Source organism: Stenotrophomonas humi (genome assembly GCF_001431415.1).
GTDB lineage: Bacteria > Pseudomonadota > Gammaproteobacteria > Xanthomonadales > Xanthomonadaceae > Stenotrophomonas > Stenotrophomonas humi.
On record NZ_LDJI01000004.1, the window covers coordinates 222,169 to 244,511 of the forward strand.

Here is a 22,343-nt window from a genome sequence, read left to right on the forward strand (position 1 = left end):
TGCTGTTACCTACACCGGCGCTCGCGGTAATCTGTGGGCGTCCATGCCTTGTGAGTCCCCATGAAACGTCACTTCTCGATGCTTCGCGAGTTTCAGCTTGCGGACTGGTTCACGCTCGGCAATGCCTTCTGCGGTACCGGAGCGGTGTTTGCCGCGATGCGCTTCCTGCAGGACGGCCAGCGCGGCTACCTGATGTTCGGCATGGCGCTGATCCCCCTGGCCTTCATTTTCGACGCGTTGGACGGCCGGGTGGCGCGTTGGCGGCAGTCTTCGTCCACGCTCGGGCGCGAGCTGGACTCGCTGGCCGACATCATTTCCTTTGGCGTCGCCCCGGCCGCACTGGCCTATGCCTGCGGCATGCAGGGCGGCTGGGACTGGCTGGTGCTGAGTTACTTCGTCTGCTGTGGCGTCAGCCGCCTGGCGCGCTACAACGTCACCGCCGAGGCGATCTCCGGTGATTCGGACAAGGTGCCTTACTTTGAAGGCACCCCCATCCCGACCAGCTTGGCCTTGGTGATCGTGTTGGCACTGGCGGCGCACTTCAACGCCATTGGATCGGCGCTGTGGGGCGGTAGTTGGCAGCTGGGGCCATGGCAGCTGCACCCGTTGGTGCTGCTGTTCGCACTGTCTGGCTCGTTGATGATCAGCAAGACGTTGCGTATTCCCAAACCCTGAATCGGGTTCCCAGTGTCATTGCTATCATCGCCAGGCAATCAGGAAATCATGCAATGAGTGGGTCAGGCAACAACGGAAACGAGGGCTTTGAAGCGGACATGCGCCGTCATTGGCAGGCGTGGGCGCAGGCCTCACAGACGCATGCCGAGGCTGCGGCGGGTGAATTCCCCTGGCGTGAGAGCATCGAGCAGTGGACCCGATTGGTCACCACCGACGCACCGGCGGACGTGCAGGACCTGGGGGCGCGTTTCCAGCATCAGGCGGGCGACTGGTTCAGCTTGATGCAACAGGTGGCGGCCCGTTTCGCCGGACAGGACACCAGTGCGGCCGAAGTGGCCGGCGCGTGGCGCGAAGCGGTGCAAGGGCAGGGCGAAGGTTTGTTGCGTTGGATGCTGGGCGCAGCGCGTGGCGGCAACGCGCTCAACGACCAGCCCTGGATGCGTGAATTTGCGCGCACCGTGCAAGCTGGCTTTGGTGGTGGCGAATGGTTGCAGGCACCCGCATTCGGCCCTGCGCGTGAGCATCAGGCACGGTGGCAGGCATTGTTGAAGATGCAGCGCGAGTATCAAGGGCGCGCTGACGTCTATGTCGAAACCATTCGCAACGTTCTGGACGACGCCTTCAAGCGCTTCGAGGCAAAACTGGCCGAACATGAAGTGCCGGGCAGTCAACTCACCAGCGCCCGCGCCATGTTTGATCTGTGGATTGATGCTGCTGAAGAGGCATACGCCAAGGTCGCGATGTCCGAAGATTTCCAGCGCATCTATGCCGACCTGGCCAATGCGCAGATGCGCCTGCGCGCAGCCTCGCAACAGGAGTTGGAGCGTGCCTGCGAGACGATGGGGATGCCCACCCGCACCGAGATGGATGCTGCGCATCGGCGCATCACCGAGTTGGAGCGTCAGGTTCGACGTTTGATTGCGGTTGCTTCCGCGCCTTCTTTCCAGCAAGCCCCGGAGCATGCTGCGCCGGCTTCCAGCAGGCGCGCGGCTGCTGCGGCGAAGCCGAAGGCGGAGTCGAGAACGAAGTCGTCCGCGAAGCCGAAGGCCAAGCCGGAAACGAAGGCAAAGCCAAAGCCACAAGCAAAGGCAAAGCCACAAGCGAAGGAAAAGCCGAAAAAAGCGGCCACCAGATCGACCGGCGGCAAGATCACCTCCGGCAGGGCTAAGGCATGAAAGGTCCGCTTGGTTTCGGGGGTGATGACCTGCTGCAGGAAACGCTGCAATGGCAGCGCAAACTGCTGGATGGCCTGAAGCTGCTGCCCGGTGTCGAAGACGTGGGCTACGGCGTCACCGAGCGTGAAGAGGTGCGGAGCGACGGCAAGGTCAAGCTCTACCGCTTCATCGGCAACCAGCCCGGCAACGGGCAGCCACCGTTGTTGATTGTCTATGCACTGGTCAACCGGCCTTACATGGTGGACCTGCAGGACGGCCGTTCGCTGGTACAGAAACTGCTGGCGCTGGGGCAGGACGTGTATGTGCTGGATTGGGGCTACCCCGATCGCTCCGAGCGCTACCTCACGCTGGAGGACTACCTGCTGCGTTACATCGACGGCGCGGTGGATCACCTGCGTGCGCAGCGCGATGGCGAGCCGGTAAACCTGCTTGGCATCTGCCAGGGCGGCGTGTTTTCACTGTGCTACGCCGCCTTGCGCCCGCACAAGGTGCGTAACCTGATCACGATGGTGACGCCGGTTGACTTCCATACTTCGGACAACATGCTGTCGCATTGGGCACGGCAGGTGGATGTGGATCTGTTCGTGGATACGCTGGGAAACATCCCTGCCGATCTGATGAACGCCAGTTACCTGATGCTCAAGCCATTCCGCTTGAACGTGCAGAAGTACGTAGGCCTGATGGACATCCTGGACGACAAGCAGGCGCTGGAAGATTTCCTGCGCATGGAGAAGTGGATCTTCGATTCCCCTGATCTTGCCGGCGAGACCTTCCGTCAGTTCGTCAAACAGTTCTACCAAGCCAATGGGCTGATGAACGGCAGCATCGTCATCGGTGAAGAGCCGGTCGACCTGAAGGCACTGACCATGCCAGTGCTCAACATCTACGCCGAGCAGGATCACCTGGTGCCGCCTTCGGCCTCCAAGGCCATGCAGGCGCAGATCGGCGCTGATGACTATACGGAAGTGGGTTTCCGTGGCGGCCATATCGGCATCTATGTTTCCGGACGTGCGCAGCGGGAAGTGCCGGGCGCCATCCATGATTGGTTGAGTAAACGCATATGAGTCATCGTCTCAGATTTTCCGCCGGCATCGTGCTTGCTGCCTTTGCATCCGTCGGCAGTGCCGCGCCAAGCGCCACCGCGCAACGCGAGATCACCGGTTTGATGCAGGCGTTGGAAACGTCGGGCTGCCGCTTCCAGCGCAACGGAAGCTGGCACGAATCGGCCGAGGCGCGCAGCCACCTGCAGCGCAAGTACGACTACCTGCTCAAGCGCAATCTGACCGATACCGCCGAGCAGTTCATCGACCGTGCCGCCAGCCGCAGCAGCATCAGTGGCAAGCCGTACCGTGTGGCATGCCCGGGAGCGGCGGAGCAGGATGCAGCAACCTGGTTCCAGCAGCAGTTGCAGCGCCTGCGCCGGGCTGGCGCGTGAGTATCGTGAGCGCGCGTGGCTGATCCGCTGCCTCCGGCGGCAGATGGTTCGCTCCACCGGGCGTGCCTGCGTGTGCTGCAGGGGCTGGGTGTGCTCTGGACATTGCCCAATACAGTGATCGGCCTGCTTGCGGGCCTTGTCGGCATGACTGCGGGCGCACGCGTGTACTGGAGCCGCCGCGAATGCGCGTTGGTGTTCCGGCGTTGGCCATGGGGTCCGGGTGGTGCGATCACGTTGGGAACGGTGATCCTGCACACCGGCGATGATATGGATGGGCTGTGCCTTACCTATGAGCACCGCGCCGGACGTTGCCAGCATCCGCGCGTGCGGCTTGGCGATCACGAGCGCGCGCATGTATTCCAGTACCTGCTGCTTGGCCCGTTGTTTCTGCCGCTCTATCTTTTGTGTGGTGGCGTGAGTGTGCGCAACCCGTTCGAGCGTGCGGCGGATCGCTATGCAATGCACGGCCGTGGTTGGTGGCCGTGGTGGAACTGAACCAGCATTCATGCGTTGTCGTCATATGGAAATGCTGCGGTCATGGGCCGCAAACTTTTTTTGTACATCCTGGTAACACCCCGCCACGTATGGTGGCGGCGTTGCAGAACTGACAGGAGTACTTACCACCATGGCAATCGTTCTTTACATCGGTGGCAGCAAGGATGGTGACAAGGGCGTCGTGCCCTATGGCTTCAGCAAGACCCGCGCGGACACGGAGAATGGTCCGGAGTTCTATGTGGAGCGGATGATGGAAATCAGTGGCCGCGCCCGCATGCGTGTCATGGTGCTGGAAGATCTGCGCGACGACATCGCCTCCCAACGCTTGAGCCAGCATCTGGGGTAATGGCCCCGGCGCGCCGGGCGACAGGTCCGGCGCGTGCTGTCAATGGCTTTCGCCCACGGCGCTGCGTTGCCAGAATGCAGACTACCGTCCCCGTGGGTTCCGCAGCAGGCAATGCAAGACACCAAGCTCGCGCAGCAGATTGCGCAGACCATCGCCGCCGAAATCGGCGCCCAGACTGCCCAGGCCAACGCTGCGATCGCATTGTTGGATGAAGGTGCCAGCGTCCCGTTCATTGCACGCTACCGCAAGGAAGTCACCGGCGGACTGGACGACACGCAGCTGCGTAATCTCGAAACGCGCTTGACCTATCTGCGCGAGCTTGAGGATCGCCGCAGCTCGGTGCTGGCGAGCATTGAAGAGCAGGGCAAGCTCACTGACGTGTTACGTAGCGAGATTCTTGGTGCCGATACCAAGAGCCGTCTTGAAGATCTGTATCTGCCGTACAAGCCGAAACGCCGCACCAAGGCGCAGATTGCTCGCGAAGCAGGTCTGGAGCCTTTGGCCGATGGTCTGCTGGCTGCCCCGACCCTTGATCCACAGTCCTTTGCCGCAGGCTTCGTGGATGCGGAGAAAGGCGTGGCCGACAGCAAGGGGGCACTCGAAGGCGCACGCGCCATCCTGATGGAGCGCTGGGGTGAAGATGCCGCGCTGGTCGGCGAGCTTCGCCGGTGGCTGAACGAGGTAGGCGTCATCCGTGCCCGCGTCGCCGAAGGCAAGGAGAACGAAGGGGCCAAGTATCGCGACTACTTCGACCATGCCGAATCGCTGGCGAAGATTCCGTCGCACCGTCTGCTGGCATTGTTCCGCGCACGTCGCGAGGAAATCCTGTTTCTGGAACTCGATCCGGGGGCCGATGCCGAAGCCGGTCATCACTATGGCGAAGGCCGCGTGGCGCGCAATGCAGGTATCGCCGACAAAGGGCGTGCAGCAGACCGCTGGTTGTTGGATGCCTGCCGCCTGACCTGGCGTGCCAAACTGCATATGCACCTGCTGCTGGACCTGTTCAACCAGGCACGCGAAAAGGCCGAGGCCGAAGCGATTGCGGTGTTTGGCGACAACCTCAAGGACCTGTTGCTGGCAGCTCCGGCAGGCCCGAAGGCGGTACTGGGTTTGGATCCGGGTATCCGCACCGGTTGCAAGATCGCCGTGGTCGATGCCACCGGCAAGCTGGTGGCGACCGACACCATCTATCCACACGAGCCGCGCCGCCAATGGGAGCAATCCCTGCAGACGATCCGGCAGCTGTGCGACAAGCACAATGTTGAACTGATCGCCATCGGCAACGGTACCGCAAGCCGCGAGACCGACAAGCTGGCCGGTGAAGTCATCGCGCTTTGCGGCAACCCGAAGCTGCAGAAGATCGTGGTCAGTGAGGCCGGCGCATCGGTGTACTCGGCTTCCGAATTTGCGGCCAAGGAGTTCCCGAATCTGGACGTCTCGATCCGCGGTGCGGTCTCCATCGCCCGTCGTCTGCAGGATCCGTTGGCCGAGTTGGTCAAGATTGATCCGAAGGCCATTGGCGTGGGCCAGTACCAGCACGACGTGGATCAGTACCGATTGGCCAAGGCATTGGATGCGCGCGTGGAAGACTGCGTGAACGCGGTGGGGGTGTTCGTCAACATGGCATCGGCAGCGCTGCTGTCGCGTGTATCGGGCCTGTCATCGACGGTGGCCGAGAACATCGTTCGCCACCGCGATGAGAACGGTCCGTTCAAACGCCGCAAGGATCTGCTCAAGGTGCCGCGTCTGGGTGACAAGACATTCGAGCAATGTGCCGGCTTCCTGCGTATCGGTGATGGCGATGAGCCGCTGGATGCATCTGCAGTGCATCCGGAAGCGTATCCGGTGGTCCAGCGCATTGTTGCCGCGGCGGATCGCCCGATCAGGGCGCTGCTGGGTGATGGCGGCTACCTGCGCGGGTTGAAGGCCGAACAGTTCACGGACGACAAGTTCGGTGTGCCGACTGTGCGCGACATCCTCAAAGAACTGGAGAAGCCCGGCCGCGATCCGCGCCCGGAATTCAAGGCGGCGCGGTTTGCCGAGGGCGTGGAAGACATCAAGGATCTGCGCGAGGGCATGATTCTGGAAGGCGTGGTCAGCAACGTGGCCGCGTTCGGTGCCTTCGTGGATATCGGTGTGCATCAGGACGGTCTGATCCACATCTCCGCGCTGTCGGATACCTTCGTCAAAGACCCGCGCGACGTGGTCAAGGCCGGAGACATCGTCAAGGTGAAGGTGCTGGAGGTCGATGTGCCGCGCAAGCGCATCGCGTTGACGCGGCGGCTGGATGATACGCCCGCCCCGAAGAAGGCAGAGCGCGATGACCGGCAGGGGGCGGGACAGGGCAGCGGCCCACGCCGTGATGGCGGCAATGCCGGCAATCGTGGTGGTCGCAATGGGGGAGGCCAGGCCGCGCGCCCGGCGACATCGGCAGCGCCCGTCAACAATGCCCTGGCCGACGCATTCGCACGCGCGCGCCGCGGCGACTGAGCCCGTGGTTGGGGCCGCATGAACAACGAAAGGCCCCGGTTTCCGGGGCCTTTTCAGTGAGTTTTCCGTCGCGGCTCAGGCCAGCGCAAGCGCCTGTTTCAGCGCATTGGCCAGATCGCCGCCAGTGTAAGGTTTGGCCAGTTTGATGCTTGCATCAAACACCTCGGGTAACAGCGAGATGTCCATGCCCGTTGCGACCAGGAACGGAATCCCCTGCAGGCAGAGCTGCTTGGCCACCGGCGAACTGGTCTCGCCATGGGCGAGCCAATAATCGAGGAACACCAGCTGCGGCTGCAGTTCCTCCAACATCTGCAGCGCCACGGCGACCGAAGGCGCGACTCCCGTCACCACCATGCCTTCGCCCTCCAGCTGCAGCTGCAGCAGCATGGCGTTGAGCTCGTCGTTTTCGACAATGAGAACCCGCAGACCGTGAAGCGAGGTCATCGGCCACTCCCCGTTTTCCGAATGCTTTGAGTATAGCCACTCTGCAAAACATGGATTACACAAAAAAAGGTGGCAGGCACCTGCCCAAGCGCCGAAACCTCCGCTATAATCGCCGGCCAGCCAGCCGAAGTGGCGGAATCGGTAGACGCAGCGGATTCAAAATCCGCCGCCCTTAAAAGCGTGGGGGTTCGAGTCCCCCCTTCGGCACCATATAGAAAACAGGCACTTAGGTGCCTTTTTCTTTGCCTGGAATTTGGCAGAGCCGCTCCGCAATAACCAAGCCGCTCCACAAACTCATCTTGTTGGTGTGACCTTATCGCCCTTCCTTTTGCGGGTGTAATGCTCAGCCATCGATACCGTGGTGTGGCCGAGCTGTCGCTGTGCTTGGCGGCTATCGCCTGCCGATTTTGCTTTGATTGCTAGCTCGCTGAGGGCGAGGGTATCGCTTGGCCGCCGCCCGGTCAGGTAGAGCAGATCCATGAGGTCAGCCTATGCCGCGGTCGCCTGAAGCTTGAGCTGGTTGTGCTGATCGTCTTCGACGTATTGGTCGCCATGACATCGCGGCGATGTCGGTTGGTGACGTGACGGAAAGTAACTGCAGAAGCCGTCAAAGGCTGGAGTTCTCTCAAGTCCCGTCCAGCGCTGAATCGCCACGCCATAGTCAGAGCCCAGCGGCTCTTCGCATTCGTTCGCAACTTTGGAGGGCAGCATTAGCCTCAAGGCCTTCGCGGCGATGTGGATGAGTGACACAGGGGAAGAGGTGCGCGCCCGCTATAATTGGAGCTATGCCGTATACCAACATTGATCTCATCGAGTCATTGCGTGAACAGATTCCGACGTTCCGCTGCATCGTTGGATGCCACGATTGCTGTGGCCCGGTGACCGCCTCACCTGAGGAAGTTGCTCGGCTGCCGGTCAAAAGCGACAAAGAGCATGAGGAGGCGTTGGCTGAGCTTAGTTGCCCCTACTTGGGTAGCAATGGCTGTGAGGTATATGCAGAACGACCACTGATATGTCGCCTGTTTGGCACCACTCCGAGAATGCCATGCCCTAATGGCATGAGACCTGTCTATATGGTCGACGATGCAGTCGAGCAGGCTGTGCATAGTTTCTTGGCCAGAACCCGGCAAGTCCTGCTTTAAGGGTTGAGGCGCGCGCAAGCCGAAGGCAGCCGCTGTCAGCCACGACCGGACCATCATCAGCATGGGCCCGCGAACCAGCAGGCGCGCTACGAGGTCTTCGACAGCTAGCGGCACTCGTTTTAAGAGCATCGGATCGGGGCCTGAAATTGGTCCTGCACGGCCCGGTTGTGCGCCTGCTTGTTAGCCGAACTCAGCGGCCATAAGATCAAGCTGTAGCAACGGCTCAGTTCGACAGGCCGTGTGCCGTGGGCAGGTCGTATAGCCTTGCTTTGAGGTCCGTCCAATCTATGGTTTTGGTCCTGGTGGAGTCAGGTCGGTCGTGGAAATTTCTTCTCTTGCAAATCATTCCTCTGCTGTTGGGACCGTTGCCAACTGGCACTACGAAGCATGGGGTCGCGAAGACGGAATATCGCGGGAAGTGTTGCACCGATCATTGACACAGAGCCTCGCTGGCGAGTCGTTTCCGTATACCTACTTGGCGCTTATGGACGGTCAACCCATAGGTTCTGCGCAGCTCAAGTTGCGGGAAATGAAGGAATTTCCTGCGCTAACGCATTGGCTTGGAAGCGTCTACGTGGCCGAATCAGCGCGAGGTGCTGGAGTGGCCCAGGCACTCGTGTCCCATGTGGCTGCGGAGGCACGGCATCACGGAGTTGAGAAGCTCTACCTGCAAACGGAAGATCTGTTTGGAGGTCTGTATTCACGCTGTGGGTGGGTCGCCCTGACTCAGGCGAAGAGCCATGGCAGGGAAGTGCTCATCATGGAGCGTCGACTGGGCCCCCACAGTTAGTTAGAGCCGCCGCGTGGTTGCGGGCGGTCAGCTCACTCGGGCTGAGGTCGCTTGGCGGCGCGGCGTCACACAGCAAGGGGCTCATCCCTGGGGCCGGAGCACATGGAGCGACAACGGCCTGCATTTCGGTGAGTGGATCCATGCCGACCAATCAGATCCTGGCCTCATCACGGGCAGCGGTTCGGGGAGACCCAATGTCACCAGGAGGCAGTGGAAGGTTGGTCCGACAGTCCGTAGTCGGGTTCATGTCCTGTCCGTGTCGGGGTCGTGTCGTCACGGAAGGCGGGGGGCGGGGGGATGATGACGGGAAACCAAGCCACTGATTCCGAGGAGCAGCCATGCACATAAACAGCGCCCGACTTCGAGAGCTACGCATCGCCCGCCAATGGTCGCAGGAGCAGCTGGCCAACCTGAGCGGGTTGAACCTGCGTACCATCCAGCGCCTCGAATCAGGCGCCAAGATCTCGACAGAATCCCTGCGGGCATTGGCTGCCGTCTTCGAGGTACCGGCCGAGAGTCTGCTGGTGGGCGATCAGGCGCCCAGTCAGCCAGCGCTCGCGGCAATGCGCGACGGCGTGCTGCGAGGCCTGGATTTCACCGGCCTTACCCCGCGTGCGGATTTCTGGTGGTTCGCGCTAGCTGTGACCATGGTGCTGGCCTTCGCCCAGCTGTTCGCCGAGGTCGCCGGCCCCCTGCCGCTGCAGATCGCCTCGTTGCTGGTGCTGCTGCCGTGGATCGCGGCCTGCACCCGGCGGCTGCGCGACGCTGGCCTCAACCCTTGGTGGCAGCTGATCAGCCTGGCACCGGTGGGCGGCATCCTGGTGTTGCTCTATCTGTTGACCTATCCGACCAAAGCAAAAGAGCAGATCGAGAGTGTGGGCGGCTAAACGGAATGGCGATTACATCGTGTCATATGCTCGAAGAGCCTGAACGGTCAGGCCTACAAGGAGAGTGACATGAAGAAGTGGATCAAGCGCGTTGTCGCGTGTGCCTTCCTGTCGATGGCTGTTTTCGTGGGAGCCGCTTCTGCATCCTGGTGTGGAACACCTTGCCTTGCCCGCTACAACGCGTGCATTGCTCAGGGCACCGCGCCGGAGAAATGCCAGGAAATCTACGAGATCTGCCTGGACACGATGTGCCCGAACGGCTGACATTCACGTTCAATGTGTTCCGGCAGCGCCGTCGGTTGAAGGGCCGGCGGCGTTCTCATCGATAGCTCCGTGACCTTTGGAAAGGTACATGCAGAGCGGGCATGAGCGGTTCCTGAGCCGCCGTGTTGGGCATGTGCAAACACAGCCGAGCCAACACAGCGAGGCATCATCGGCTGACCACCTGCCAGAGAGCCGGGCGGATCGACGATCCTGTCGCGAAAGGGCAAGGCTTCGCTGGTTGCATGGGGCGCCAGACGAACTGGTCGAGGAGTGGTGGATTGGTCATGGCCGGATGATCTGCGCTCGCTCAGGCCATGAGACCGAAGACCGAATCTGGCCAGGCAGTGGCGGCTTCGTTGACTCCACGGTGACGCCTGAAGGGAAGACCTGGCCTTAACTTCTCCGCTGCTATTTGTGCCGAACGGTGGCCTCATTTCGATTCCGACGTGCGGTCCTGGTAGGCCGGCCCAGTAGCTTGGTTGTCAATGCAACGCTGCCCGCAGGAGCAATGTCGTGAAGGCCATGAAGAGAATCGTGTTGCCCATATCGTTTGCCGTGGTTGTAATGGCAGCCGCGCACGCGTCAGAAACCCCAATGGAGAAGTGGCCCTCAAGCAGGGTGGGTGAGCAGGCCCCAAGCGTCGAAGGCATGCCGCCTGCGCTGGCCAAGAACCTTGCCACGTTCGATGACCTGGATTTCCGTGTGTACACAAAGCAGGCGTGGGATGACCTGCACCTGAGTCATGCAGAGAATATTCTTGTCCACTATCCCGATGGTCACACCACGACAGGGCTTCCCGATCACATCAAGGAGCTGGACTTCATGTGGACCTTCGCGCCGGACAATCGAATCATCGAGCACCCCGTGCGCTTCGGCAGTGCGGATGCAGAATGGACTGCGGTTGGCGGCTTCATCGAAGGGACCTTCACGAAACCAATGGTGCTGGCCGACGGCACCGTGATTCAGCCGACTGGCAAGAAGTACCGGCTGCCGATGGCGACCCTGGGTCGGTGGAACAAGCAAGGGCAGATGGTGGAGGAGTTCCTCTACTGGGACAACGCCGCGTTCATGAAGCAAATCGGTGTCGGCAACTGAGTTGTTCAGCGAGATGTTGGCCCCGGCCGCAGAGGCTTCAGCGTCGTCTGCCACTGGCAGGCGACGGCGAGCGGTGGGCTATGCCGGAACACATTCAGGTATTGGGCGGCAGTGGCGATCAGGACACCAGTGCGGATCGCCGGAGGCTTGAGAGTCAGTAATCTCCGGAGCGCCCTCGGCTTCCGCGTGCAGCCGATGCTACCTGCCCGCCGCAATCAGTCATTGGCAGGCCCTGTTCGTTGGTGTACATATGTACACTATGTCCGAATTATCCTCACAACGTGCTGCGATTCTTGCCTTCCTGCGTCAGCGGGTGGGGGAGGGCGCGCCGCCCAGCCTGGCTGAAATCGCGGCCCACTGTGGCTTTGCCTCGCGTAACGCGGCGCAGAAGCATGTGCAGGCGCTGGCCGAGGCGGGGTTGATCGAGCTGCGCAGTGGGCAGAAGCGGGGCATCCGCATCCCCGGTGGTGAGCCCGATGCTTTGCTGACTTTGGCGGTGCTGGGCCGGGTGGCGGCGGGCCAGCCGCTGGGGGCGGATATCGGGCTGGATCGGCAACTACGGCTGGATCGCGGCCTGTTCGCGCTGCGGCCGGATTACCTGCTGCAGGTGCAGGGTGACTCGATGATCGACGACGGCATTCTTGATGGTGATCTGGTGGGCGTGCAACGCAGCCGCGAGGCGCGCAATGGTCAGATCGTGGTGGCGCGTGTGGACGATGAAATCACCATCAAGCGATTGGAGCGCTCGCCGAACGGTATTCGCCTGTTGCCACGCAATCCGGCGCATGCGCCGATCGTGGTGGCAGCCGATGCCGATTTCGCGATTGAGGGCATTTACTGCGGCCTGATCAGGCAGGGTTGAGCATGGGCGAGGTGTTGGCCCTGGATGAACTGATGGCAGCGCGCACGGTGTGGCGTGCCAGCCGTGGCAGTGCGCTCAATCACGAGGGTGAATCCACCGGGCATGCGAACCTGGATGCGGTATTGCCGACCGGAGGCTGGCCGCGCAAGGCGCTGACCGAGTTGCTGCTGCCCGCCGATGGCGTGGGTGAGATTGCGCTGTTGCTGCCGACGCTGGCGCGAATGACCGCGGCCGGCAAGCGCGTGGTGCTGGTGGCGCCGCCCTACATTCCGTATGCGCCGGCATGGCAGTCCGGTGGCGTGGAATTGGCGGGCATGGAAGTGGTGGAGGCTGAATCACGTGATGCCCTATGGGCATTCGAGCAATGCCTGCGTAGTGGTGCGTGTTCGGCGGTGTTGGGTTGGCCGAAGACGGCCGATGCGCGTGCATTGCGGCGTCTGCAGGTGGCGGCCGACAGCGGCGATTGCTGCGGTTTTGCGCTGCGCGACCGACGGCATGCAGTGAACGCATCGCCGGCCGCGTTGCGGTTGGAATACCTGCCCGCGCAAGACGCTTGGCAGGTGCGCAAATGCCGCGGCGGGCAGGTTCCCTCGCAGCCGCTGCGACTGGTGCAGTGAATCGCCATGCTCTGGGCCTGCATTCTGCTGCCACAGCTGGCGCTGGACGCCGTCCTGCGGCGTCTGCCTGATCCGCATGAGCCGCTGGCACTGGTCGAAGGGCCGGCGCAACTGCGTCGTCTGCATGCGGTCAATGACAGCGCCTCCCAGCAGGGGTTGGTACCCGGCATGCGCTTGTCTGCCGCACACGCGTTGATGACGCAGGTGCGGACGCTGGATTACGACCCCAAGGCCGAGGCGCATTGGCATCGGTTTCTGGCCGCATGGGCGTACCGTCACAGTTCGCTGGTCAGCCAGCAGTGGTCGCACGCGATCGTGCTGGAAGTGCAGGCCAGCTTTCAGTTGTTCGGGCCATGGCCGCGGTTTGAACGACGCCTGCGCGGCGAACTGGAAACGCTGGGTTTCCGGCACCGCATCGCGCTGGCGCCGACCCCGCGTGCGGCACGGGTGCTGGTGGGCTTGCGCGATGGCATGGTGGTGACGCAACCAGCGCAGATGCAGGCGATGCTGGACAAGGTGCCGGTACGGCGCGCGGCTCTGCCAGGGGACGCTGGCGAGCGTCTGCATCGCATGGGCGTGCGTACCCTGGCCGCGCTGCGGGCCTTGCCCAGCGATGGCGTGCGCCGTCGCTTTGGTGGCGAGGTGCTCGAGCACCTGCGCAAGCTCTACGGCGAGGTTGATGATCCATTGACCTGCTACGCGCCGCCGGATCACTTCGACTCACGCCTGGAGCTGGGGTATGAAGTGGAAATGCACACCGCGCTGCTGTTCCCCCTGCGGCGTCTGATCGGCGACCTGTGCACTTATCTTTCCATCCGCGATGGCGGCGTGCAGCGGTTTACGTTGCGATTGGAGCATGAGGAAGGCCATACCGACGTGGACGTCGGTCTGCTGGCAGCGGAACGCGCGCCGTCGATGTTGTTTGAGCTGTCGCGCAATCGATTGGAACGGGTGGAGATACCGCGCCCGGTGGTGGCGATGCGTCTATTGGCACGTCAGTTGCCACCGTTCATTCCCGCCGCGCGTGACCTGTTCGACATGCGCCCACAGCAGGCGATGGATTGGCCGCATCTGCGCGAGCGGCTGCGCGCCCGGCTGGGTGATGACGCGGTCTATCGCCTGGTGGCCGGTGACGACCCGCGCCCGGAACGCGCATGGCAACGGGTGGTCGGTGATGTACTTGCAGACACGACCGCGCCTGAGCGTCCACCACGCCCGACCTGGTTGTTGCCGCATCCGGTGCCATTGCGGGATTCGCGCATGCGCATCCTTTCAGGTCCCGAGCGGTTGGAAAGCGGTTGGTGGGACGGTGATGACGCCCGTCGCGATTACTACGTGGTCGAAACCGCGCAGGGCCAGCGTGCCTGGGTGTTCGCGGCACCCGGCGAACAGCAGGGCTGGATGCTGCAGGGCTGGTTCGCATGAGCTGGGATGATCTGCCGCCTGGCGTGCAGCCCGATACGCCTGGGGCGAGGCCGTCACGCAGTTGGCGCGTGGGGCAGCGTTTGGGCCTGGCGGCCAATGACGACATCGCCCACCACGACCATGACGACAGCCCGGCCTATGCGGAGCTGCATTGCCTATCGGATTTTTCGTTCCTGCGTGGCGCGTCAAGTGCGGAGAAATTGTTCGAGCGTGCGCGTCACTGCGGCTACGAAGCACTGGCGATCACCGATGAGTGTTCATTGGCCGGCATCGTGCGTGCCTGGGAGGCGGCCAAGGCGACCGGTTTGAAACTGATCGTCGGCAGTGAATTCAAACTCAGTGATGGGTTGAGGCTGGTGTTGCTGGTCGAAAACGCCATCGGCTATCGCCAGTTGTGCAGCCTGATCAGCAAGGGCCGTCGCGCTGCCGCAAAAGGCGAATACCGTGTCAGCCGTGCGGATGTGGACAGCGAATTGAAAGGGCAGGCGAGGGGCCTGTTCGCGTTGTGGTTGCCGGGCAGGGAACCGGATGTGGGCGAGGGCGAATGGCTCAGTCAATGTTTTGGCGGGCATGCGTTTCTGGCCGTGGAGTTGCATCGGGAATGGAATGACGCCGAGCGGCTTTCGCAGCTGCTGGCTCTGGCGCGCACATTGAATCTGACGCCACTGGCCAGTGGTGATGTGCACATGGCATCGCGTCGTGACCGGATCGTGCAGGACACCTTGACTGCCATCCGCCACAACCTGCCGTTGGCTGAAGCCGGCGCACAGCTTTTCCGCAATGGCGAGCGGCATCTGCGTGCGCGGCGGACGTTGGGCAACATCTATCCGGCGGCCTTGTTGCAGGCGACCGTGCAGGTGGTTGAGCGCTGCCGGTTCGAGCTCAAGCGTGACACGGAATACCAGTACCCGGCCGAATTGGTGCCGGCAGGACATACACCGTCCAGCCATCTGCGCGAACTGACCGAAAACGGCATTGCTGAACGCTGGAATGAGGCTAAGCCCCTGCCGCCCAACGTGCGTGACGACATCGAAAAAGAGTTGGCGTTGATCGCTGAACTCAAGTACGAGCCGTTCTTTCTGACGGTGCACGACATCGTGCGTTTCGCGCGATCGCAGAACATCCTCTGCCAGGGGCGTGGGTCGTCGGCGAATTCGGCAGTCTGTTACGCGCTGGGGATCACGGCAGTGGACCCGGGCGAGAACCGGTTGCTGATCTCGCGTTTCCTGTCCAAGGCGCGCAACGAGCCGCCGGATATCGACGTGGACTTCGAGCACGAGCGGCGCGAGGAGGTGCTGCAGTACGTCTACAGGAAATACGGGCGCGCCCGCGCGGCGTTGGCAGCGACGGTCATCAGCTATCGCGGCAAGAGTGCGGTGCGCGACGTGGCCCGGGTCTTTGGCCTGCCGCCGGACCAGATCAGCCTGCTGTCCAACTGTTATGGCTGGGGCAACGGCGAAACGCCGATGGAGCAGCGCATCATCGAGGCTGGCTTTGACCTGGAGAATCCGCTGATCGCACGGGTGCTGCATGTGACTGAAAAGCTGCGCAACCACCCGCGGCATCTGTCGCAGCACGTGGGCGGGTTCGTGATTTCCGATAGGGCGCTGTCCAGCGTCGTGCCGGTGGAGAACGCGGCCATGGCCGAGCGCACCATCATCCAATGGGACAAGGACGATCTGGAAAGCATGACGCTGCTCAAGGTCGATTGCCTGGCGCTGGGCATGCTTACCTGCCTGCGCAAGACGATGGATCTGGTGCGCGCGCATCGTGGGCGTGACTTCGAGCTGGCCACCATTCCGTCCGAGGATCAGCAGACTTACGCAATGATCCAGCGCGCCGACACCATCGGCGTGTTCCAGATCGAATCGCGTGCGCAGATGGCGATGCTGCCGCGACTGAAACCGGAAACGTTCTACGACCTGGTGATCGAAGTGGCGATCGTGCGCCCGGGGCCGATCCAGGGCGACATGGTGCATCCCTATCTGAGGCGCCGTCAGGGCCTGGAACCGGTGAGCTATCCCTCCGAGGGGGTGGAGAAGATCCTCGGCAAGACACTGGGGATTCCGTTGTTCCAGGAACAGGTGATGGAACTGGTGATGCATGCCGGCTACGACGCCGACGAGGCCGACCATCTGCGCCGCTCGATGGCGGCCTGGCGGCGCGGCGGCGATATGGAGCAGCACCGCACGCGTATTCGCGAATTGATGGAGGGCAAGGGGTATTCGTCCGAGTTCATCGACCAGATTTTCGAGCAGATCAAGGGCTTTGGTTCCTACGGTTTCCCGCAGAGCCATGCGGCCTCATTCGCCAAGCTGGTCTATGCCAGCTGCTGGTTCAAGCGGCATGAGCCGGCAGCGTTTGCCTGCGGCCTGCTGAACTCGCAGCCGATGGGGTTCTATTCGGCCAGTCAGATCGTGCAGGACGCGCGCCGTGGTTGTGCCGAACGCGCGCCGGTGGAAGTGCTGCCGGTTGATGTGATGTGCAGCGACTGGGACAACCTGCTGCAGGGAGGCCGGCCGTGGCGTAGCGAGGCCGATCCCGGCGAGCAGCCGGCGCTGCGCCTGGGCCTGCGCCAGGTGGCGGGTTTTTCCGAAGCGGCCGCCTGTGCGCTGATGGCCGCACGCGCACAGCGTGCTTTCAGCAGCGTGGCCGACCTGTGTTTGCGCGCGGCGCTTGATGGCAAGGCGCGCGAAGCGCTGGCCGAGGCAGGGGCGCTGCAGTCGCTGGTGGGCAACCGCAATGCGGCGCGCTGGGCGGTGGCCGGTGTCGAGCGCAAAAGGCCGTTGTTGCCGGGCAGCCCGGAAGAACTGCCGGTGGCATTGCATGCGCCGGGAACGGGCGAGGAGATACTGTCCGATTACAACAGCACCGGCCTGACCCTGCGCCAGCATCCGATGGCAGTGCTGCGCGCGGAGATGACGCAGCGGCGGATCATCGGGCTGGAGGCACTGCGCAGGCGACCGCACGGCAGTGGTGCGCACGTAGCCGGATTGGTGACACAGCGGCAGCGGCCAGGCACGGCCAAGGGCACGATCTTCGTCACGCTGGAAGACGAGCACGGCATGATCAACGTCATTGTCTGGCCGCATGTGGCACTGCGTCGTCGGCGTGCATTGCTGGAATCACGGCTGATGGCGGTGCGCGGCCGTTGGGAGCGGGTGGACGGAGTGGAGCATCTGATCGCTGGCGATCTTTACGACCTGAGTGAGCTGCTGGGCGAACTGCAGGTGGAGTCGCGTGATTTCCATTGAGCGTGCGATTTGCCTGTCCAGCCACTTCGCCATTGAACCCGGCATGTAGGTGCGGTTTTTTTGGGGGTTTTACTGGAAATTTGTGATTCATCACTTTAACGTGCGCGCATTCGCATGATGAGGAACACGTGATGGGCGACAAGAAATCCCCGTCCGCGCCGGTTGCAGAGCCTGAAGCGCCACGCAAACGTGGGCGGCCAAAGATCTACAGCGAGCCGCTGTCACAGGCCGAGCGCGCGCGCCGCTACCGCGCCAAACGGGCCAATGATTTCAGCCCGCCCGATGAGATGCGTGACACCGCATTGATCGACGCGCTGCGCTGGTGCATCACCCACCAGCATGAAACGGTGGATCTCTATCTGGAAGAGCTGGTACGCCGGTTCCACAGCAAGGGCGCTGAAGCGCTCAAGTAAGAAGAGGCGTTGCCCGATTGCGCAGGGCTGATTTGACCCTGACCCCCATTCAAGAGCAAGCTCACCCGGCACGTTGTCGTTTCCATCCAACAGGAGGATTCATGACTGTCGCCTCTTCCATGCCCGCCTCGGGCAGCAAACAACCTCCTTCACGGCTTTGGCGTGTGTTCTGGCTGCAGGGCGTGATCCCCAGCAACATTCTCTGGGCGGTGGCGGTATGGGCGTTGTCGCAGGGCAGGACGCCGCTGCTGCTGGCCATGTTTGCATTGCTGCTGCTCTATACCGGCTGGATCATTCCGGCGGTATGGCGGGCCGCTCCCAGCGCCCACAACCCCAACTGGGGCGTGGCCGCACGCGGCCTCACCGTGGCCTGGGGCCTGAACACGGTGCTGGTCGTGTTCTTCCTGACCCTGCAGCTGGTGGCTCAGTAAAACTGGATGGGATTGCCATCGCGGCCGAAAGCGGCAAAGCGGCTGATCTGCCCGTCGTTGATGGCGTTGACCATCAGCTGCAAGGGGCGGGCCGCCTCATCGCTGGAGGGGGCGAAACCGGCGCGGCCGTCCATCGCTGCGACGAACAGTACATCCCAGTTCATGCCGGTGTTGCCGGATTCAGCAGCCAGCGCCGCAAACGAAGTGACCTCGTGCGGGGCCTTGTCCACGCACAGCACCGGGCTCAGGGTCCCGCCCTCACCGCTGGCATGGCGGTCGTGCTGGTCGGATGTTGGGGATTCAGGCAGGTCGGCGCGGGCGAACACGAACAACAGGCGTTGCGGTTCGGCCTGTTGGCCTGCCGCATGCAGCAGGCCGTCGAAGTCATTGAGCATCATGAGCGCTGTCACACGGTGTGGGCATCTGAGCGGGCATGCTGCCACAACGCAGGCGAACCCGGCAGGCTGGGCATTGATTTAAGTCATGCCATCGCGACGTTGTCCCCCGTAGGCTGACCATCAATCAATGCGGTGAGGGCAGCTCCGGGTGCCGGGTGTTCGAATATGGAGTCAGAAGGTGGAACAGCCATGAGCCAACTCACCGACGGCTTCGGCCGCAGTTTTCCTTATCTGCGGCTGTCGCTCACCGAAGCCTGCAACTTCCGTTGCAGCTATTGCCTGCCGGATGGCTACCAGGCCGACGGCCGGCCGCAGTTCCTGTCGGTGGCCGAAATCGAGCGGCTGGTACGTGCGTTCGCCACCCTGGGCATGCACAAGATCCGCCTTACCGGCGGTGAGCCGAGCCTGCGCAAGGATCTCGATCAGATCATCGAAACCGTGGCACGGGTGCCGGGTATCCGCAAGGTGGCCATCACCACCAATGGCTGTCTGCTGCCGCGCCGTTTGCCGGGCTGGCACCGCGCCGGGCTGACCGCGTTGAACGTGAGCATGGACAGCCTGCGCCGTGAGCGCTTCCATGCCATCACCGGCCACGATCGCCTGCCCGAAGTGCTGGAAGGCATTGCGATGGCGCAGCAACTGGGGCTGCAGTCGATCAAGCTCAATGCGGTGCTGCTGCGTGACCGCAACGACGACGAGCTGCCGGATTGGATGGAATTCCTGCGTGAGCGGCCGGTGAGCGTGCGCTTCATCGAGCTGATGCGCACCGGCGACAACCGGAATTATTTCGAGCGGCATCACCTGAATGCCGACGTGGTGATCAACCAGTTGGAAGCTGCCGGTTGGCATCTGCGTCCGCGTGCTGCCGACGCCGGGCCCGCACGCGAATTCACACATCCGGACTACCGTGGCAGCTTCGGCATCATCGCCCCGTATTCCAGGGATTTCTGCAAAGGCTGCAATCGCCTGCGGGTAACCGCAAAGGGTGACCTGCGGCTATGCCTGTTCGGTGACTTCGGCGTGGCCCTGCGGCCGTTGCTGCAGTCCGACGAAGACCATGACGCGCTGTTGGCGCGCATCACCACCCAGCTCGGTCTCAAAGCGGCCGGGCATGGGTTGCACCAGGGCCTGACCGGCCTCACGCCGCATCTGGCTTCAATTGGGGGATAGAGAACACGATGAGTGGTGAAATGAATGCGGCCTTCCACATGGCCGATGTCCGCAACAAGCGCATCACCCGTCGCCGCGCGGTAGCCGTGGGCGAATTGATTGCCGGGCCGGTGGCCTATCCGCTGATCGTCGAACGGCGCCTGCCCAAGGGCGATGCGCTGGTGATGGCGGAAATTGCCGGCCTGCAGGGCGCCAAGATGGCCTCGGCGTTGATGCCGCTGTGTCATCCGTTGCCGCTGGAGCTGGTGCATGTCTATTGCGCGCCGGTGCCGGAGCGGCATGCCATCCGCGTATGGTGCGAATGCGCCAGCGAGGCGCGTACCGGCGTGGAAATGGAAGCGCTGGCCGGCGTCAATGCTGCGTTGCTGACGCTCTACGACCTGAGCAAGCCGGTGGAGCCGGCACTGGAAATCAGCGCCATCCGCCTGTTGTTCAAGGAGGGAGGCAAGAGCGGGCTGTGGCTGCACCCGCAAGGCATGGACGACGCCGAACGCGAGCGTTTCCAGCCGCGCCCACCGCGTGGTTTGCAGGGTGCTCGTTGTGCGGTGATCACCCTCAGCGACCGCGCCAGCCAAGGCGACTATGCCGACGAATCCGGCCCGCGCCTGGTGCAGGGGTTGCAGGCCATCGGTGGCGATGTAGGCATTGTTGAAGTGCTGCCCGACGGCGTCGAGCCCTTGGCTACGCGGCTGTATGCACTGGCCAACGATGGCGTGCGGCTCTGCCTGTGCACGGGTGGTACCGGGTTGGGGCCGCGCGATCTCACCCCGGAAGCGCTGCAGTCACTGGGTGGTCGCCGTGTCGACGGGCTGGCCGAAATGCTGCGCAGCCTGAGTGCACAGCACACACAACAGGCGTGGCTCAGTCGCGCCGACGTGGTGCAGCTGGGCGACATGCTGGTGTTCGCACTGCCGGGTAGCCCGCGCGCCGCCAGCCAGTGTCTGGACATCCTGGCGCCGGTGCTAGGCCATGCATTGGCGATGATGGATGGTCAGAGCCACGGCAAGGGCAGCCACGCATGATCAGTTACGGCGAAGCATTGCTGCAGTTGCTGGCCGCGGCGGAGCCGCTGCCTGCGCAGAACGTGCCGGTGGATCAGGCCGAAGGGCGCGTGCTGGCCGCTGCTGTCACCAGCACCCAGGCGCTGCCGCCATTCGACAATGCGGCAATGGATGGCTTTGCCTTGTGTGCGGGCGGTGAAGTGATTGCCGCCGGCAGCACCTTCGAGGTGCAGGGCTGGCAGGCCGCTGGTGACGTGGCGGCGGAGGGGAGTGGCCAGAGCGCATGGGAAATCATGACCGGCGCGCGCATGCCCAGTGGCTTGGACAGCGTGGTGCCGGTGGAGCAGGTTGATGTTGTCGATGCCCGCAACGGCCGGCCATTGCGCATCCGCCTGCGCGAGCAGGTCAAGCCCGGTCAGCATGTGCGCCTGCGTGGCCAGGACGTGGAAGACGGCGAAGAGGTGCTCGCGGCAACCGCCACGCTGGACATCAATGCACTGACGCTGCTGCATGCCATCGGCGCGGCGAATGTAGCGGTTCAGCCGCAGCCGAAAGTGGCGGTGATCGCCACCGGCAAGGAGCTGGTCAGCGATGCCGCACAGGCATTGGAATCCGGCCAGATCCGCGACAGCAACCGGCCTTATCTGGTCCGCCGGCTGCAGGCCGCAGGCGCGGAAGTGGTGTGGCAGGGCGCGGTTGGCGATGACGTGGCAGCATTCGATCGTGTGCTCGACGTTGCCTTGGCCGCAGGTGCGAAAGTGCTTGTCAGCACCGGTGCGGTATCGCAGGGACGCTACGATTTCATTCCTGATGCGCTGCGTGCGCGTGGTGCGCAGATCATCTTCCATAAGGTGGCCATCCGTCCCGGCAAGCCGCTGCTGTTCGCGCGGCTGGCCGACGGTGCGTTGTATTTCGGTCTGCCCGGCAATCCGATCTCGGCAGCGGTAGGTCAGCGGTTCTTCGTTGAACCGGTGCTGCGACGCATGCTCGGTCTGCTCGAAGAGCCGGCGTTGCAGTTGCCGTTGCAGGCAGACGTGCGCAAGCCAAGCGGCCTGCGCATGCATGCGCGCGCACGGGTTGAACTGGATGCACGTGGCCAGCTGTCGGTGCGGGTGCTTTCCGGGCAGGAATCCTTCCGTTTGAAAACCATGCTCAAAGCCAATGCCTGGGCGGTGCTGGAGGGCGAGGGCGACCTTGCCGTTGCCGGCAGCCGCGTCCGCGTGCAGGGCTGGGGCCATCGCGACCCGGTGCAGTTGGCGCTACAGGAGTCACCATGAAACAAGTAACTGTTCAGTTGTTCGGTGCGTTCTCGGCGTTGGACCCAAGCCGAGAAATCGCGGTGCAGATCCACGGTGAACATATCGCTGATCTGCGCAGTGCCCTGCGCGAATTGATTGCACAACGCTGGCCGCAGTTCCGTGCCGGCCTGTTGGACTACTCGGCGTTTGCCGATGAACATCGTGTGCTGCGTGACAACGAACGCTTGCCCGATGATGGCCGCGTCGCGATCCTGCCGCCGGTCAGTGGAGGCTGA

At 62.9% G+C, this 22,343-nt stretch carries 24 protein-coding genes, 1 tRNA gene and 1 pseudogene; 23 read left to right on the forward strand and 3 right to left on the reverse strand.

The window, feature by feature from the left end; genetic code table 11:
- Positions 1-60: 60 nt before the first annotated feature.
- The 7 genes from ABB26_RS02365 to ABB26_RS02395 all read left to right on the forward strand — a co-directional run bounded on the left by ABB26_RS02365 (position 61) and on the right by ABB26_RS02395 (position 6,616).
- Entirely contained in the window at positions 61-675 is a 615-nt protein-coding gene (locus ABB26_RS02365; RefSeq protein ID WP_057631963.1) for a CDP-alcohol phosphatidyltransferase family protein, read from the forward strand.
- Positions 591-1,850 carry a class III poly(R)-hydroxyalkanoic acid synthase subunit PhaE gene (gene phaE / locus ABB26_RS02370; RefSeq protein ID WP_245626113.1) on the forward strand — a complete coding sequence of 420 codons (1,260 nt, stop codon included), beginning with the start codon at positions 591-593 and terminating at the stop codon, positions 1,848-1,850. Before ABB26_RS02365 ends, phaE begins: the two co-directional genes overlap by 85 nt.
- Positions 1,847-2,914, forward strand: a complete 1,068-nt coding sequence (gene phaC, locus ABB26_RS02375; protein ID WP_057631965.1) for a class III poly(R)-hydroxyalkanoic acid synthase subunit PhaC — start codon at positions 1,847-1,849, stop codon at positions 2,912-2,914. Before phaE ends, phaC begins: the two co-directional genes overlap by 4 nt.
- Entirely contained in the window at positions 2,911-3,285 is a 375-nt protein-coding gene (locus ABB26_RS02380) for a YfeK family protein (protein ID WP_057631966.1), read from the forward strand. Before phaC ends, ABB26_RS02380 begins: the two co-directional genes overlap by 4 nt.
- 15 nt (positions 3,286-3,300) lie before the next feature.
- Complete coding sequence (locus ABB26_RS02385; protein WP_425477230.1) at positions 3,301-3,780, forward strand: hypothetical protein; 480 nt, start codon at positions 3,301-3,303, stop codon at positions 3,778-3,780.
- Between the two features lie 130 nt (positions 3,781-3,910).
- Positions 3,911-4,126 (forward strand): hypothetical protein, encoded by a 216-nt coding sequence (locus ABB26_RS02390; protein WP_057631967.1) that lies wholly within the window; start codon positions 3,911-3,913, stop codon positions 4,124-4,126.
- 111 nt (positions 4,127-4,237) lie between these two features.
- Positions 4,238-6,616, forward strand: a complete 2,379-nt coding sequence (locus ABB26_RS02395; protein WP_057631968.1) for a Tex family protein — start codon at positions 4,238-4,240, stop codon at positions 6,614-6,616.
- Between the two features lie 75 nt (positions 6,617-6,691).
- On the opposite strand, the gene ABB26_RS02400 is transcribed toward ABB26_RS02395, so the two are convergent.
- Positions 6,692-7,060 carry a response regulator gene (locus ABB26_RS02400; protein WP_057631969.1) on the reverse strand — a complete coding sequence of 123 codons (369 nt, stop codon included), beginning with the start codon at positions 7,058-7,060 and terminating at the stop codon, positions 6,692-6,694.
- A 123-nt stretch (positions 7,061-7,183) separates the two neighbouring features.
- Here ABB26_RS02400 and ABB26_RS02405 point away from each other — a divergent pair.
- Positions 7,184-7,270: transfer RNA gene (locus ABB26_RS02405), tRNA-Leu, on the forward strand.
- Positions 7,271-7,354: 84 nt separating this feature from the next.
- Here ABB26_RS02405 and ABB26_RS19570 read toward each other — a convergent pair.
- Positions 7,355-7,474, reverse strand: a pseudogene (locus ABB26_RS19570) (integrase); the annotation flags it as partial.
- A gap of 371 nt (positions 7,475-7,845) precedes the next feature.
- Between ABB26_RS19570 and ABB26_RS18505 the strand changes: the two are divergent.
- From ABB26_RS18505 to ABB26_RS02455, 11 genes are all read left to right on the forward strand, one after another.
- A complete protein-coding gene (locus tag ABB26_RS18505) occupies positions 7,846-8,202 on the forward strand; it encodes a YkgJ family cysteine cluster protein (protein WP_083490638.1) in 357 nt (118 codons plus the stop codon).
- Positions 8,203-8,620: 418 nt separating this feature from the next.
- The gene (locus tag ABB26_RS19655) at positions 8,621-8,992 is read left to right on the forward strand and encodes a GNAT family N-acetyltransferase (protein ID WP_425477233.1); all 372 of its coding nucleotides are present in this window, start codon (positions 8,621-8,623) and stop codon (positions 8,990-8,992) included.
- A gap of 338 nt (positions 8,993-9,330) precedes the next feature.
- Complete coding sequence (locus ABB26_RS02420) at positions 9,331-9,879, forward strand: DUF805 domain-containing protein (RefSeq protein ID WP_057631972.1); 549 nt, start codon at positions 9,331-9,333, stop codon at positions 9,877-9,879.
- Between the two features lie 69 nt (positions 9,880-9,948).
- On the forward strand, positions 9,949-10,143 hold the full coding sequence (locus tag ABB26_RS18510) for a hypothetical protein (protein WP_083490639.1): 195 nt from the start codon (positions 9,949-9,951) through the stop codon (positions 10,141-10,143).
- Positions 10,144-10,665: 522 nt separating this feature from the next.
- Positions 10,666-11,238, forward strand: coding sequence for an ester cyclase (locus ABB26_RS02425; RefSeq protein WP_083490640.1), 573 nt, complete (start codon positions 10,666-10,668; stop codon positions 11,236-11,238).
- 259 nt (positions 11,239-11,497) lie between these two features.
- Positions 11,498-12,100, forward strand: coding sequence for a transcriptional repressor LexA (gene lexA / locus ABB26_RS02430; RefSeq protein WP_057632026.1), 603 nt, complete (start codon positions 11,498-11,500; stop codon positions 12,098-12,100).
- 2 nt (positions 12,101-12,102) lie between these two features.
- Positions 12,103-12,717, forward strand: coding sequence for a translesion DNA synthesis-associated protein ImuA (imuA, locus tag ABB26_RS02435; protein ID WP_057631973.1), 615 nt, complete (start codon positions 12,103-12,105; stop codon positions 12,715-12,717).
- A 6-nt stretch (positions 12,718-12,723) separates the two neighbouring features.
- The gene (locus ABB26_RS02440) at positions 12,724-14,142 is read left to right on the forward strand and encodes a Y-family DNA polymerase (protein WP_057631974.1); all 1,419 of its coding nucleotides are present in this window, start codon (positions 12,724-12,726) and stop codon (positions 14,140-14,142) included.
- Positions 14,139-17,396, forward strand: a complete 3,258-nt coding sequence (locus ABB26_RS02445) for an error-prone DNA polymerase (protein ID WP_057631975.1) — start codon at positions 14,139-14,141, stop codon at positions 17,394-17,396. The genes ABB26_RS02440 and ABB26_RS02445 overlap by 4 nt, the downstream gene beginning before the upstream one ends.
- Positions 17,397-17,527: 131 nt before the next feature.
- Entirely contained in the window at positions 17,528-17,809 is a 282-nt protein-coding gene (locus ABB26_RS02450) for a hypothetical protein (RefSeq protein ID WP_057631976.1), read from the forward strand.
- A 101-nt stretch (positions 17,810-17,910) separates the two neighbouring features.
- The gene (locus ABB26_RS02455) at positions 17,911-18,240 is read left to right on the forward strand and encodes a hypothetical protein (protein ID WP_057631977.1); all 330 of its coding nucleotides are present in this window, start codon (positions 17,911-17,913) and stop codon (positions 18,238-18,240) included.
- On the opposite strand, the gene ABB26_RS02460 is transcribed toward ABB26_RS02455, so the two are convergent.
- On the reverse strand, positions 18,234-18,638 hold the full coding sequence (locus ABB26_RS02460) for a hypothetical protein (RefSeq protein WP_057631978.1): 405 nt from the start codon (positions 18,636-18,638) through the stop codon (positions 18,234-18,236). The two genes, ABB26_RS02455 and ABB26_RS02460, sit on opposite strands and share 7 nt — an antisense overlap.
- A 189-nt stretch (positions 18,639-18,827) precedes the next feature.
- Here ABB26_RS02460 and moaA point away from each other — a divergent pair, with 189 nt between their 5' ends.
- Genes moaA through ABB26_RS02480 form a run of 4 tightly spaced genes read left to right on the forward strand, consistent with a single transcriptional unit; the run spans position 18,828 to position 22,343 of the window.
- Entirely contained in the window at positions 18,828-19,808 is a 981-nt protein-coding gene (moaA, locus tag ABB26_RS02465; protein ID WP_057631979.1) for a GTP 3',8-cyclase MoaA, read from the forward strand.
- Positions 19,809-19,816: 8 nt separating this feature from the next.
- Complete coding sequence (gene moaCB, locus ABB26_RS02470; RefSeq protein ID WP_057631980.1) at positions 19,817-20,830, forward strand: bifunctional molybdenum cofactor biosynthesis protein MoaC/MoaB; 1,014 nt, start codon at positions 19,817-19,819, stop codon at positions 20,828-20,830.
- Positions 20,827-22,086: a molybdopterin molybdotransferase MoeA gene (locus ABB26_RS02475; RefSeq protein ID WP_057631981.1), complete on the forward strand. Its 1,260-nt coding sequence runs from the start codon at positions 20,827-20,829 to the stop codon at positions 22,084-22,086. Before moaCB ends, ABB26_RS02475 begins: the two co-directional genes overlap by 4 nt.
- Positions 22,083-22,343, forward strand: a complete 261-nt coding sequence (locus ABB26_RS02480) for a MoaD/ThiS family protein (RefSeq protein WP_057631982.1) — start codon at positions 22,083-22,085, stop codon at positions 22,341-22,343. Before ABB26_RS02475 ends, ABB26_RS02480 begins: the two co-directional genes overlap by 4 nt.